Raw genomic sequence first — 12,526 nt, 5'->3', positions numbered from 1 at the left:
TCTTGCGCGATAGGGACGTTTGGTTCGTCACTTCTGTCCCCCGTTCGTGAGCAGGTCGGTGCGCACCGGTGGCCGCGCGCCCGGGAACACCGGCAGGCCGGGCGGCGTGAGGTTGGTGACCACCGATTCCTGCCATCGGCCGTTGCCGAAGACGTTGGCGTACACCTTGTAGAACGGGGCCAGCAGGGTGATGGTGCTCTCCAGGCCCTTCTTGTTGTCCTGCAGCAACTGCACCACCTGGCGCAGCGAGGTGAGCGCGGGACCGATCTGCTGCTCGTTGTCCCGGACGATGCCGGTGAGGGTCGCCGACAGCGACTGCGTGGTCTGCAGCAGCCGGGTGATGTCGTCCTGCCGCTGATTCAAGGTGGTCAGCAACAGGCCGGCGTCGGTGATCAGCTTGCGGAAAGTATCCGAGCGGTCGGCGAGGATCTTCGAGGTCTTCCCGGTCTGCTCCAGCAGCCGCTGCAGTTCCTCGTCGCGCTTGTTGATGGTGTCCGACAGCCGGGTGATGCCGGTCAGTGACTCCCGCACGTTCGGCGGTGTCTCGCGGAAGGCGTCGGCGAGCGTGCGCATGCTGGTGGCGAGCCGCTTGGTGTCGGTCTTGTCGATGGAGGCGCTGGCGTCCGAGAACGCGGCCACCACGTCGTACGGCGAGGTGGTGTCGGTGATCGGCCGCTTCGGGTCCAGCCGATCGGCTCCCCGCGGCTCGAGTGCCACGTACTTCTGGCCGAGCACCGTCTTGATCTGGATGCTCGCGGAGGTGTTCTCCCCCAGCCAGACGTCCTTGGTGCGGAAGGTGACCTTCGCCTTCGCGGCCTTGGTATCCAGATCCACGGCCTGCACGGTGCCCACCTTCACACCCGCGACGCGCACCTCGTTGTTCGGCAGGAGGCCCGCGGCCTCACTGAACAGTGCCGTGTAGGTGGTTCCGGCGCCGATCAGCGGCAGCCGGTCGATGAAGAAGGCCGAGGCGGTGGCCATGAGGAGCAGCACGATCCCCATGGCGCCCATGGTCACCGGCGATCGGCGGGCACCGCGGCGCCGCTCGGGGTAGGTCTTCGTCACGTCCTTCTCGCTCATCGCGGCGTCCCGTCCCGGTAGCACCGCGTGGCGGTGTTGGTGTACACGGGCTGATTCACGGTGGGCACGTCGATCGCGAGCGCGATGTTGTCTCCCTTGCCCGTACCCGCCACGATGTCGACACCGCAGAGGTAGAACTGGAACCAGCCGCCGAAGGACGCGAGCCGGCCCACCGCCTGGATCTTCTCCGGGAGGAAGTTCAGCGTGTGCGCCACGTCGGCGCTGCGCCCGTTCAGCTTGTCGGTGAGGTCCTTCAGCGCCGCCACATCGTCCTTGATCGCCCCGCGCGTGGGAGTGAGGATCGATTCGGTGACGGCGGTGAGCTGCGAGACGGAGCCCAGTGCCGAGCCGATCGCGCCGCGGTCCTGGGACAGGCCCGACACCAGCTGCTGGGTGTTGTCGAGCAGATCGGTGAACTGCTTGTCCCGCTCGTTGATGGTGCCGAGGACCTTCGTGAGATTGGTGATCAGCTCGCCGATCACCGCGTCCTTGTCGGCGATCGTGTTGGTCAGCGATGCGGTGTTCACGAGCAGATCGTTGATCGTGCCGCCCTGGCCCTGGAAGACCGTGATGATCTGGCCGGCGAGCTTGTTCACGTCGTCCGCCGTCAGCTGCTTGAACAGGGGCTTGAAACCGTTGAACAGGTCAGTGAGGTTGACGGCGGGCCGCGTCCGCTCGATGGGGATGGTGTCCCCCGGCTTGTACGGCGTGGCACGGGATTCGCCGCGTACCGGATCGTTCTCGGTGGGCGCCTGCATCAGTTCGAGGTACCGCTGTCCGACGAGGTTGCGCAGCCGCAGCGCCGCCGTCGCCGAACCGGGGATCGAGTCCCGGTCGGAGAGGTTGAACGCGACATCCGCCTGGCCGCGGTCGTGGATCTTCACGCCGGTGATCTGCCCCACGCGCACGCCGGCGATCCGGACCTCGTCGCCCTTCTGCACCATCGTGGCGTCGGAGAAGATGGCGTGGTAGTCACGGCCGAAGCTGAAGTTGAGCTGGGCGATCGAGGCGCCGAGGATGCCGGTCGCGGTGGCCGTGATGACGGCGAAGGCGATCAGCTTGAGCAGGGGGCCGGTGAGCGGCTTCATCGGATCTGCACCTCCTTACCCACCATGGCGGGCACGAAAACCGTGGTCAGCCAGTCGGGCACCTCGGATGCATCGACGCCGGAGGCCACCGCGAAGCTCGCGCGGGTGGCGCGGGCGTTCTTCCCGGCCACGCCGACCGTGGCCATCTCCGACGGTGCGCGGAACTGGGGCTCGGGCAGCTGGTACCGCGAATCCTGGACGCCGGGGTTGCGCGCGGGAGTGGCGAACGCGCCACCGGCGTAGGGGCCGCCCGGGTACATCGGTGCGGGTTTGGTCTTGATGGCGTTGTAGCAGGCGGGACCGCGATCGTCGAACCACCGGGGCTCGTCCTGGTTCGGCAGGTAGCGGCCGCGGGAGTTGGCCACGATCATCGAGATCCGTGCGGCGGGCTGATTCGTCTCCTTACCGACGATGCGGTTCGCCTCGGGCAGCAGGGTGGCGAATCGTTCGAAGGTGCAGCCCAATTCGGGCGAGTAGCGCGCCAGGATCGAGATGGTGGTGTTGGACTTGTTCATCACCGTCACCAGTTCCTCGCGATTGGCCTCGAGCAGACCTGCGGTGCGGCCCGCGCCGTCGGCGACGGAGGTCCAGAACGCGTGGAAGGCCTGCTGACCGGACACGACGGTGGTGTTGGTGGTGCGGAACGTGTCCAGCGCCGTGATCAGGTCCGGCAGGGCATCGCTGTAGGTGGCCGAGACGGTGGCGAGCGAGCGCAGCGAGGACTGCAGATCGGGCATCACGGCATTGACCTTGGAGAAGATGTTCGTGAACTGCCCGATCGCGGTCTGCAGGTTCTTCCCGTTGCCGGACAGTGCGTTCGACAGCGCTCCCAGGGTGGCGTTGAGGTCCTGCGGCGGGACCGCGCGCAGCAACGGGAGCAGCTGATCGAAGAGCTCGTTGAGCTCGGTGGCATTGCCCGAGGTGTCGGTCTGGATCGTGGCACCGTCCTGCAGCGCGGAGGCGCCCGGGGTGCCGGTGCCGCCCTGCCCGGCCGGGACCTGCAGCGCCACGTACCGCTGGCCGAACAGGGTCTTGGGAAGGATGCGCGCGGTGACCGCGCCGGGGATCTGCCGGGCCTCGTCGGGCTTGAGGCCCATGCGGATCACGGCCTTGCCGTCGCGGACCGAGACATCGCGCACGGTACCCACCTCGACGCCGCGGGCGCGGACCTCGGAATTGACCGGCAGCGACGCCCCCGCGGTATCGGTGACGAGCTCGACCCAGGTGAAGGTCTCGAAGCGCTGCTGGTACTTCCCGATGGTCGCCACCAGGAACAGCACGCACACTCCGAAGAAGGCGAGGCCGAGCAGCCGCCGCCGCACCGTCTGACTCATGCGATCTTCACCGTGGTCGTGGTGCCCCAGATGGCGAGGCTGAGGAAGAAGTCGAGCAGCGCGATGGCCACAAGCGAGGTTCGCACGGCGCGGCCCACGGCGACGCCGACACCCGCCGGACCGCCCGAGGCGTTGTAGCCGTAGTAGCAGTGCACCAGCACCAGCACGAAGGCGAAGACGAGCACCTTGCCGAACGACCAGAGCACGTCGACCGGTGACAGGAACAGATTGAAGTAGTGGTCATAGGTACCGGTGGACTGACCGAGCAGCGTGGTGTTCACGAACCGGGTCATCACGTACGAGGCGAGCAGTCCCACGATGTACAGCGGGATCACGGCGACGAAGCCGGCGATCACCCGAGTGGCGGTGAGGAAGGAGATCGACGGGATGGCCATCGCCTCGAGCGCATCGATCTCCTCGGAGATCCGCATGGCCCCGAGCTGCGCGGTGAAACCACAGCCGACGGTGGCCGACATCGCGAGGGCCGCGACGAGCGGGGTCAGCTCGCGGGTGTTGACATAGGCCGAGAGGAAGCCGGTCATCACAGAGGCGCCGAGCTGCTGAAGCGCCGCATTGCCCTGGAGCCCCACCACGATGCCGGTGAAGCCGCAGAGCATGAGGACCACGCCCACGGTGCCGGCGATCACGGCGAGCGCACCACTGCCGAAGGCGACCTCGGCCAGCACCCGGCCGACTTCCTTGGGGTAGCGCCGGATCGACTGCGGGATGAAGCCGATGGACCGGCCGTAGAAGGACATCTGCTCGCCGGCACCGTCGAGCACCTTGAGCGGGGCCTGCGCGGCCTTGCGCGCCTTGTTCGTGAAGTTCAGCGACATCTCACGAGCCCTTCGCCGGGACGACCTGCAGGTAGACCGCCGTGAGGATGATGTTCGCGAAGAACAGCAGCAGGAAGGTGATCACCACGGACTGGTTGACGGCGTCACCGACGCCCTTCGGACCGCCGCCCGGATGCAGGCCCTTGTAGGCGGCGACCACGCCGGCGATGAGCCCGAAGATCAGCGCCTTGAACTCGCCGACCAGGAGGTCGGGCAGCTGCGCCAGCGCGGAGAACGATGCCAGGTAGGCACCCGGGGTGCCGTGCTGCAGCACCACGTTGAAGAAGTAGCCGCCCACCACACCGACCACCGAGACGAGGCCGTTGAGGAAGGCGCTGACCAACATCATTCCGAGCACCCGGGGCACCACGAGGCGGTGCACCGGATCGATGCCCAGCACCTCCATGGCCGCGATCTCCTCGCGGACGGTGCGCGCGCCGAGGTCGGCGCACACGGCGCTGCCCGCCGCGCCGGCGACCAGGAGCGCCGTCACCACGGGCGCGCCCTGCTGCACGACCGCGAGCACGCTCGCGGCGCCGGTGAAGCTCTCGGCGCCGAGCTGGCCGATGAGCGAGCCGGTCTGCAGCGAGACGATCGCGCCGAAGGGCACCGCGACGAGCGCCGTCGGGAGGATGGTGACGCTGGCGATGAACCACGACTGCTCGATGAACTCGCGGTACTGGAAGGGCCGCTTGAAGGTGTTCCGCACGATCTGCGCGAACAGTTGGAAGATCATGCCGGCCTGCGACAGCGCGGACGTGCCACCCTGCGCCGCTCTGGCGACGCTGCGTTGAACGATCGACACGGGCCCTCACACTGACTGCTAGCTGCATCGACGACCCCGATCCCGCGGGCCGCCGCGTCCCGAACCACTTCGGACGCCAACGAAGACTAGCGGTATGCGATAGCCGGACCCCAGATAATGCGGGCCTTGCGATGGCGAACGCGGTGAGGCCGATCGAGCGCCCTCCGCAGCGGGGCTCGGGAACGGAATCTGCATCGCTGCAGAATCTCAGCGATGAGCCAGGGTCGGCTCAGGCTTCTGAGCTGGGACGAGGGCGGGACCGCCGCCGAGGCGCCGGCACCCGGTGCGCCGCCGCACTCGGCACCGCCCGCGTCTCGTTCGCCCGATTCGCGCGTTGTCACCGAGTGTGTCGCAGGACACTTTCGCCACGCACTGTAACGAACGACTCATGCTTCCGACTCGCCGATCAGCCGCTCTCAACCGTTGGCGTAGGCCTTGGTGAGGTCGTAGAGAAAGGCGCGGCCGTCGTACAGCGATTTCACAGGAACCCGCTCGTTGAGCCCGTGCATGAACGTGTCGTTCGGCTTGGAGAGGATTCCGCTGATTCCGTACACGGGGGTGTCGGTGAAGAAGATCGCATCGGTCGCACCGGCGGACATGAACGGCACCACGGTGATGCCCGGCCAGATCCGCTGCCCGATCGAACGGATCGGGTCGACGATCGCGGGCGTCAGGTCGGCGACCTTCGCGATGTCGGTGGAGAACGGGTCCGTCGGCGTGACGGCGATCCGCGGTTCCGCCAGCACGTCGTTCAGGGTCCGCTGCACGTCCTGCGGTGACGCGTTCGGTGCGATCCGGCAGTTGACGTTGGCCGTCACCCGCTGAGGCTGGGCGTTCTTCGCGTGGCCGCCCGTGATCTGCGTCGGAATGCATGTCGTGCGGAGCGCGGCGTTGTACCCCGGCGACCTCGACAGGACGTCCGCCGCGGCGGCATCGTTGGGATCGGCCACGATGGCCCGCATCGCGTCGCCCACTTCGCCGGGGTTGAGCGGGGCCAGCGCGGTGAAGTTCTGCCGCACGGTCTCGTTGAGCTGTACCGGGAAGCGGTACGCCGCCAGCCGGTCGAGGCCCGCCGACAGCGCGGCGATCGCGTTGAAGGGTCCAGGCTGGCTGCTGTGGCCCCCGGGGTCGGTCACCTCCAGGGTGAAGTCCTGGTACTGCTTCTGCGCCGCCTGCACTTCCAGGGTGACGGGTTTGCCGTCCTGGTCGAGTTGGCCGCCGGCGCCCTCATTGAGAACCAGGCGTGCGTCCAGCAGTTCGGGCCGGTTGTCGCGGAGCCACTTGACCCCGTTCTCCTGGTCTCCGCCCTCTTCGCCGCAGGTGAGGGCGATGCGCACCGGCGCCTTGGGTAGGAAGCCCTCGGCGCGGTAGCGGATCATCGAGTCCACGAAGATCGCCGCCATCGACTTGTCGTCGTAGGTTCCGCGGCCGTAGAAGTAGCCGTTCTCCTCGACGAGAGTGAACGGGTCGCGTTGCCAATCCTCGCGTTTCGCTTCGACCACGTCGAGATGTGCGAGCAGGAGAACGGGCTTGGCGTTGGTGTCCGAGCCGCCGAGTGTGGCCACCAGGCCGCCGTCCTTGGGACGCCCCGGCGGTGTGAACTGGACGATGTCCTTGTCGGAGTACCCGCCGGCCTTGAGCCGGTCCGCCATGCGCTGCGCGGCCAGGGTGCAACTGCCCGCCGAGGGCGTGGTGTTGGTCTCCACGAGCTCACGGAAGGTGTCACGGAAGGCGGCGTCGCCGGTGGCGGCCGCCGTGGGCGAGGATGAGGCCGGCTCGCCGGAATTCCCTGCGCCGCATCCGGCGAGTGCGAGCACGGCTACCGTGCCGACAACGAGTCGGCGTCGTCCGTCGGTGAACATCACAGGGCTCCGTCCATCATGCGGTGCAGTGTTTCGGTGAGGACCTCGACTCCGGCGACGGCGTCGTCGTCGGTGGTGCGCTCGAGTTCGTTGTGCGAGACGCCCTCGACGCTGGGCACGAAGAGCATCACGGTGGGAACGACGTCCTTCATGTTCACGGAGTCGTGACCGGCCACGGTGAGCAGTTCCCGGTTCGACAGTCCGAGATGCTCGGCCGCCTTCCGGGCGAGTGCGACGCCCTCCTGCTGGAACGCCAGCTGGCCCCAGGAATGCGTACGGGTCCAGTCGATCCGAACCTGCGCCCGGCGCTCGATCTCGCCGATCCGCGACCGCAGCAGCTGTTCCGCCTGTTCCAGGACCTCCTCGTCGGGCGATCGCAGGTCCATGTTGAAGGTCGCCTCCCGGGCGATCACCACAGGCGAGTTGGGTTCGATGATCATCCGGCTCACCGACGTGTGCAGGGGCGCATCCGCGAACTGGTCCGCGAGCTCACGGGCCAGGACCACGAGGAGCGAGGCGCCGAGCAGTGCGTCATGCCGGTCCGCCATGACCGCGGAGCCGGTGTGCGCCTGTTCGCCGCGCACGGTGAAGGCGAACTTCCGCGCGCCCCAGGTGCCGGCGACGAGCCCGATCGTCGTCTCGGTGTCTTCGAGGATTCGGCCCTGTTCCACGTGGATCTCCGCGTAGCCGGCAACGGCGGGCATCGCGAAGTCCCCGATCGTGCCGATCTCGGACAGTGCCTGCTCCACACTCACACCATCACCGTCGGTGGTGGCCAGAGCCTGTGCCCTGTCCATCTTCCCGGTGTGGACGGAGGAGCCCATCATGCTGGGTGTGAAGCGGCTGCCCTCTTCGTTGAACCAGTTCACCACCGCCACGTTGTACGTCGGGACGCGGCCCTCCGATCGGAACCGGTCCGCCGCGCGCACGGCGGCGTGCGCCGAAGCGAGCACGCCGTAGGCGCCGTCGTAGCGCCCCGCTCGCGGCTGCGAGTCCATGTGCGATCCGGTGAGAACGTACGGCGCACCGGGATTGAGGGTGAGCAGGCCGAACTGATTGCCGATCCCGTCGTACCCCGTCTCGAATCCGTGCTCGTCGAGCCAGTTCCGCAGCCACCGCCGTTGCGCACCGTCGGGGGCCGTGGCGGCCTGCCGGTCGACTCCCCCGCGCTCGGTGGCCCCGAACCGCGACATGGCCGCGAAATCGGTGAGGTAGTCGGTCGTGGTCGTGCTGTCGGTCATGGTGTTGCCCCTCGGGAGAAGAGAATGGTCGATGGGAACGGGCTTGTCGATCGCGTCAGATCTTGAGGCCGGCCTCCGGGATGCTGATGCGGCGCGCTGTGAGGGCACCGGCGATGGTGATGACCGCGATGAGGATGAGCAGGCACGCGCTGGGCCAGAGCGTGTCACCGGTGACGGTGAGGATGGCCGTGGCCAGCAGCGGGACCAGTCCGGCGAGCACGGCGGCGGCGTTGCCGCACACCGAGACTCCGGTGTACCGGACCGGCGCCGGGAACAGGCTGGTGATGATGGCGCCCTGTACGGAGTAGGCGAAGGAGACAACGCCCACGCCGACCGTCATCGCCACCACCACGAGCACCGGTTGCGCGGTACCGATGGCCATGAAGATCGGGAAGGCCAGGATGGCGGTGATCACGCCCGCGCCGGCGGAGACACGGGTGGATCCGTACCGCTCCCCCAGTCGTCCACCCGCCCAGATCACGATGAGCTCGAAGGACGCGGCGATGAAGGTGGCGGCGAGCAGGAGGGAGGTGTCCAAATGCAGCACCCGCTGGCCGTAGCTGACCACGAAGGTGGTGACCAGATAGAAGCCCGCGATACCGAGCAGCGCCACGGCGGACCCCGCCAGCACCTGCCGCCACGATCCGCGCAGAACCTGCGAGAGCGGCGCTTCGGCAACGGCGCCACTGTCTTTCAGCTCCAAGAACGCGGGCGACTCCTCGAGCCTGCTGCGCAGCGCGACAGAGGCGATCAGCATGGGCAGGGCGAGCAGGAACGGGATGCGCCAGCCCCAGTCCTGGAACCGCTCATCACCGAGGGCGGCAGAGGTGAGGAAGAAGACGCCCGACGAGAGGATCGTGCCCACCGGCGAACCCAGCTGCGGAACTGCCGCGTACCGGGCTCGTTTCGCGGCGGGGGCGTTCTCGGCGGTGATGGTGACCGCGCCGCTCCACTCGCCGCCGACGGCGAGGCCCTGCAGGATCCGGAGCACCACCAGGATGATCGGCGCAGCGATGCCGATCGACGCGTAGTTGGGCAGCACGCCGATCAGCACGGTGGCGATCCCGATCCCGACGATCGTGGCCATGAGTACCTTGCGCCGCCCGATCCGATCCCCGAGCCAGCCGAACAGGATGCCGCCGAAGGGACGGGCGATGAAACCGACGGCGAGGGTCGCGAACGACGCCATCGTGGCCGCAAGGGCGTTGTGCGAGACGAAGAACTGCACGTTGAACACCAGCGCGGCGGCGGTGGTGAAAATGAAGAAGTCGTACCACTCCATCGCCGTCCCGACGAAGGCCGCGAGGGCGACGCGACGAGCGCCGTCGTCGGTGGGATCCGATGAGGTGGATGCGGCGGAGGTATCGGCTGTCACGGTGGACTCCTCTGATCGACGGGAACGCGCCGTGGTCCTGCGGTTCGTGTCTCCCCATACAAGCGGATGTGTGAGCCGCGCGACATCGACGGATGCCACGGATCTCGAAGGATACGATGTGCAGATGCACAACCTCGCCGCGCTCCGTGACGCGGACCGACCGACGGAGGACGGGCGACATGCGTGACCTCGCCGCACAGCGCACGCAAACCGGTGCACGATGGCTCGAACTGGTCGAATCGACCCGACGCGACCTGCCCCTACTCGTGGAGGCGTTCGTGGCTGAGGTCACCGCGATTCCCGCGTACGGCGACGGTTCGGTGCCGGGAACCGAACTCCGCAAGGCGGCCTCGGAGTCGATCGATCTGCTACTCGGCGTGGTGGCGGGCCGCATCCCCGTGTCCGATCTGGGGTCGGTGCCGATCGAACTGGGACGTCGGCGCGCGCGGGCGCACGTCCCACTGGAGGACCTGGTCGCCGCCGTCCGGCTCGATTTCAGCGTGATCTGGTCGGACCTGCTGCGCCGCGCCACGAGCGACGACACGGCGGTACTGGCGTTGCACGCGGGCGATCTGTGGTCGATCGTCGACGAGTACGCCCGCAACGTGCAGCACAGCTACCTCGACGAGCGGGCGGCGATGGCCGCCTCGGCGCGCGACGAGCAGCAGTCCTACCTCACCGAACTCGTCCAGCCCGGCGGGCCGCCGCAGTCGCGGGTCGGGCGCATCGCGCGCGCCCTCGACCTCGATCCGGAATCGGTGTTCCGGGTGGTCGCCATCGGCACCCAGCACGACCGCGATGCCTACCGGGCGGTCCAGACGGCCACCCACAGCGGGGCTTCCATGCACCTGACGCGGCGCGAGGACGCCGTCGTGATCTTCTGGCCCGCGTCGTCCGGTGCGCTCTCCGACGAGGTGCAACTGCGCCTGCTCGATCGGATCCCCGGCGGAATCGTCGACGACGTGGACGGACTGGGGAACGTCGCGCGGGGAGCCGACGCAGCCGAACAGGTGCTCGCGGTCCTCCGGGACGCCGATCGCGGCCTGCACGACACCCGGCGCGTCTGGCATCGCCTGAGCCGGACGCATCTCGACGCGACGCGGCCGTTCAGCGAGACGGAGCTCGCCGGGCTGGATCTGCTCAGTGACACCGATCGCGAGACCGTGATCGGCACCGTGCTCGCGTACCTCGACACGGGGAGCGTGTCGGTGACCGCGGCCCGCGAATTCTGCCACCGCAACACGGTGCTCAATCGGCTCACACGATTCCGGGAACTGACCGGCCTGGACGTGACGCTGCCCCGTCAGTCCGCGTTGGCGGTGGTCCTGCTCGCGTGATCGCCTCCGGGGCCCGGATCGGCCACCGGCGCCAGGGCGGCGGCAACCACGGTGCGGTAACCACGTTCGAGCGCGTCAGCAGAACGCAGTGTGCCGCTCTGGAACCCGACCAGTAGATACATCGCGATCCGCGCGTACTCGTCGGCGGCGCCGTCGTCGCCGACGAGTTCGACATAGGTGTCGCGAATGGCGGCGAGCCGGATCGTATCGACCTCGGCGAGGTGCGCGAGGACCTCGGCATCGTGCGCGGCCCACACCCGGATCGCCGCCTCGGAATCGGGGTTCAGCGTCAGGCCGATCTCGACGAGGCGTTCCAGCCGGGCGCGGGGATCGGCGATCTCCGTGGCCTCGACGATCAAGCGCTGACTCTGATCCTCGCGCCAATGCGCGATCAGCGCGGAGGTGTACTCGCCCCAGCTCGGAAAGGCGTGATAGAAGCTCCCGGTCGTGGCGCCGGCGCGGGCGCACACCGCGGCCTGTTTCAGACCGGCGTGGCCGGAGTCCGCCAACACCGCGAGACCGGCGTCCAGGAATCGGCGCTGCGCCCACCGCGTGGGCGTGGACTTCCGCGTTGCCTCCATCGCACCAGTCTCCCACCGACGACGACGACTGTGACCTCTTGCACATCACTATAAGTCGACTTATGGTGAGAGGGCGCCCCACCGAGGAGGACCGGATGCGTACACGAACACGGAACGCCGAGCTCGATCCGCAGGTCGACTACCACCGGATCTACCGCGACCTCACCACATTGGAGTTCCCGTGGGACTTCAACCAGGCGCTGAGCTTCGCCCTGTTCCGCACCTACGCGGTGCCCAGCATCGGCGATCTGCTGCACCGCACCCGCGAGTTCGAGGAACGCACGCAGAAGCGGTACGACGACACGGCACTCCTGCTGGAAGTGCCGCTGCTGCATGGATTCGAGGACGAGCGTGGCCGTTCCGCCGTCCGCCGGATCAACCAGATGCACCGGATGTACGACATCTCCGACGCGGACATGCTGTACGTGTTGTCGACCTTCGTCGTGGTCCCGAAGCGATGGATCGACGACTTCGGGTGGCGTCGGCTGACCGACTCCGAGGTCGCCGCCTCCGTGCTGTACTACCGGGACCTGGGGCGACACATGGCGATCCAGGAGATTCCCGAGACCTACGAGGGTTTCGCCGCGCTGATGGACTCCTACGAGGCGGAGCACTTCGGATACAGCGAGGGCGCGCGCCGGGTGGCCGACGCCACGATGGCGCTGCTCGCCTCCTTCTATCCGGCACCGCTGCGGCCGGCGATCGACGTCTTCAGCCGCTCGATCATGGACGATCCGCTGCTGCGGGCCTTCCGGTACCGCAAGCCCGGCCGGCTGGCCCGGGCGGTGTCCGTCGCGGGCCTCAAGGCACGGGCCCTCCTGGTCTCGCGACTACCCGCGCGGCGCACGCCGCTCCACGTCTACGAGATGGCGCGGATCAAGAGTTATCCCGGCGGTTTCAGCGTGCCCGCACTGGGCACTTTCGCGCCCGGGTGCCCGGTCGATCACCGCGCGCTCGCCGTCGAGGAGGACCCGGCCGGCCGGTAGC

11 protein-coding genes are annotated in these 12,526 nt (G+C 68.1%); 2 read left to right on the top strand and 9 right to left on the bottom strand.

Translation table 11 applies throughout. The features are described from left to right. Nucleotides 1-27: 27 nt before the first annotated feature. From TTY48_RS16490 to TTY48_RS16455, 8 genes are all read right to left on the bottom strand, one after another. Nucleotides 28-1,080, bottom strand: a complete 1,053-nt coding sequence (locus tag TTY48_RS16490; RefSeq protein WP_220658745.1) for an MCE family protein — start codon at nt 1,078-1,080, stop codon at nt 28-30. Continuing rightward, a complete protein-coding gene (locus TTY48_RS16485) occupies nt 1,077-2,168 on the bottom strand; it encodes an MCE family protein (protein ID WP_220658744.1) in 1,092 nt (363 codons plus the stop codon). The genes TTY48_RS16490 and TTY48_RS16485 overlap by 4 nt, the downstream gene beginning before the upstream one ends. Then, entirely contained in the window at nt 2,165-3,502 is a 1,338-nt protein-coding gene (locus TTY48_RS16480; protein ID WP_220658743.1) for an MCE family protein, read from the bottom strand. Before TTY48_RS16480 ends, TTY48_RS16485 begins: the two co-directional genes overlap by 4 nt. Further along, nucleotides 3,499-4,338 (bottom strand): ABC transporter permease, encoded by an 840-nt coding sequence (locus TTY48_RS16475; protein WP_220658742.1) that lies wholly within the window; start codon nt 4,336-4,338, stop codon nt 3,499-3,501. The genes TTY48_RS16480 and TTY48_RS16475 overlap by 4 nt, the downstream gene beginning before the upstream one ends. A gap of 1 nt (nt 4,339) precedes the next feature. Beyond that, entirely contained in the window at nt 4,340-5,074 is a 735-nt protein-coding gene (locus TTY48_RS16470) for an ABC transporter permease (protein ID WP_220659592.1), read from the bottom strand. 485 nt (nt 5,075-5,559) lie between these two features. Continuing rightward, nucleotides 5,560-7,005, bottom strand: a complete 1,446-nt coding sequence (locus TTY48_RS16465; protein WP_220658741.1) for a M20/M25/M40 family metallo-hydrolase — start codon at nt 7,003-7,005, stop codon at nt 5,560-5,562. After that, on the bottom strand, nt 7,005-8,246 hold the full coding sequence (locus tag TTY48_RS16460) for a M20 family metallo-hydrolase (RefSeq protein WP_220658740.1): 1,242 nt from the start codon (nt 8,244-8,246) through the stop codon (nt 7,005-7,007). The genes TTY48_RS16465 and TTY48_RS16460 overlap by 1 nt, the downstream gene beginning before the upstream one ends. A 55-nt stretch (nt 8,247-8,301) precedes the next feature. Further along, a complete protein-coding gene (locus TTY48_RS16455; RefSeq protein ID WP_255585786.1) occupies nt 8,302-9,621 on the bottom strand; it encodes an MFS transporter in 1,320 nt (439 codons plus the stop codon). A 179-nt stretch (nt 9,622-9,800) separates the two neighbouring features. Here TTY48_RS16455 and TTY48_RS16450 point away from each other — a divergent pair, with 179 nt between their 5' ends. After that, on the top strand, nt 9,801-10,958 hold the full coding sequence (locus tag TTY48_RS16450; protein ID WP_220658739.1) for a helix-turn-helix domain-containing protein: 1,158 nt from the start codon (nt 9,801-9,803) through the stop codon (nt 10,956-10,958). Here the strand turns inward: TTY48_RS16450 and TTY48_RS16445 are convergent. Beyond that, nucleotides 10,925-11,539: a TetR/AcrR family transcriptional regulator gene (locus TTY48_RS16445; RefSeq protein WP_220658738.1), complete on the bottom strand. Its 615-nt coding sequence runs from the start codon at nt 11,537-11,539 to the stop codon at nt 10,925-10,927. The genes TTY48_RS16450 and TTY48_RS16445 overlap by 34 nt on opposite strands. A gap of 95 nt (nt 11,540-11,634) precedes the next feature. Between TTY48_RS16445 and TTY48_RS16440 the strand changes: the two genes are divergently transcribed. Beyond that, nucleotides 11,635-12,525, top strand: a complete 891-nt coding sequence (locus TTY48_RS16440) for an oxygenase MpaB family protein (protein WP_220658737.1) — start codon at nt 11,635-11,637, stop codon at nt 12,523-12,525. Nucleotide 12,526: the final 1 nt, after the last annotated feature.

This window comes from Tsukamurella sp. TY48 (genome assembly GCF_019656655.1).
GTDB lineage: Bacteria > Actinomycetota > Actinomycetes > Mycobacteriales > Mycobacteriaceae > Tsukamurella > Tsukamurella strandjordii.
The sequence above is the reverse complement of the archived record's forward strand: the minus strand, read 5'-3'. Positions and strand labels throughout refer to the sequence as shown.

What these genes read in the sequence shown, in the direction of transcription:
- TTY48_RS16490 (WP_220658745.1), bottom strand. Translation starts at nt 1,080, where the DNA reads ATGAGCGAGAAGGACGTGACGAAGACCTACCCCGAGCGGCGCCGCGGT.
- TTY48_RS16485 (WP_220658744.1), bottom strand. Translation starts at nt 2,168, where the DNA reads ATGAAGCCGCTCACCGGCCCCCTGCTCAAGCTGATCGCCTTCGCCGTC.
- TTY48_RS16480 (WP_220658743.1), bottom strand. Translation starts at nt 3,502, where the DNA reads ATGAGTCAGACGGTGCGGCGGCGGCTGCTCGGCCTCGCCTTCTTCGGA.
- TTY48_RS16475 (WP_220658742.1), bottom strand. Translation starts at nt 4,338, where the DNA reads ATGTCGCTGAACTTCACGAACAAGGCGCGCAAGGCCGCGCAGGCCCCG.
- TTY48_RS16470 (WP_220659592.1), bottom strand. Translation starts at nt 5,074, where the DNA reads ATGATCTTCCAACTGTTCGCGCAGATCGTGCGGAACACCTTCAAGCGG.
- TTY48_RS16465 (WP_220658741.1), bottom strand. Translation starts at nt 7,005, where the DNA reads ATGTTCACCGACGGACGACGCCGACTCGTTGTCGGCACGGTAGCCGTG.
- TTY48_RS16460 (WP_220658740.1), bottom strand. Translation starts at nt 8,246, where the DNA reads ATGACCGACAGCACGACCACGACCGACTACCTCACCGATTTCGCGGCC.
- TTY48_RS16450 (WP_220658739.1), top strand. Translation starts at nt 9,801, where the DNA reads ATGCGTGACCTCGCCGCACAGCGCACGCAAACCGGTGCACGATGGCTC.
- TTY48_RS16445 (WP_220658738.1), bottom strand. Translation starts at nt 11,539, where the DNA reads ATGGAGGCAACGCGGAAGTCCACGCCCACGCGGTGGGCGCAGCGCCGA.
- TTY48_RS16440 (WP_220658737.1), top strand. Translation starts at nt 11,635, where the DNA reads ATGCGTACACGAACACGGAACGCCGAGCTCGATCCGCAGGTCGACTAC.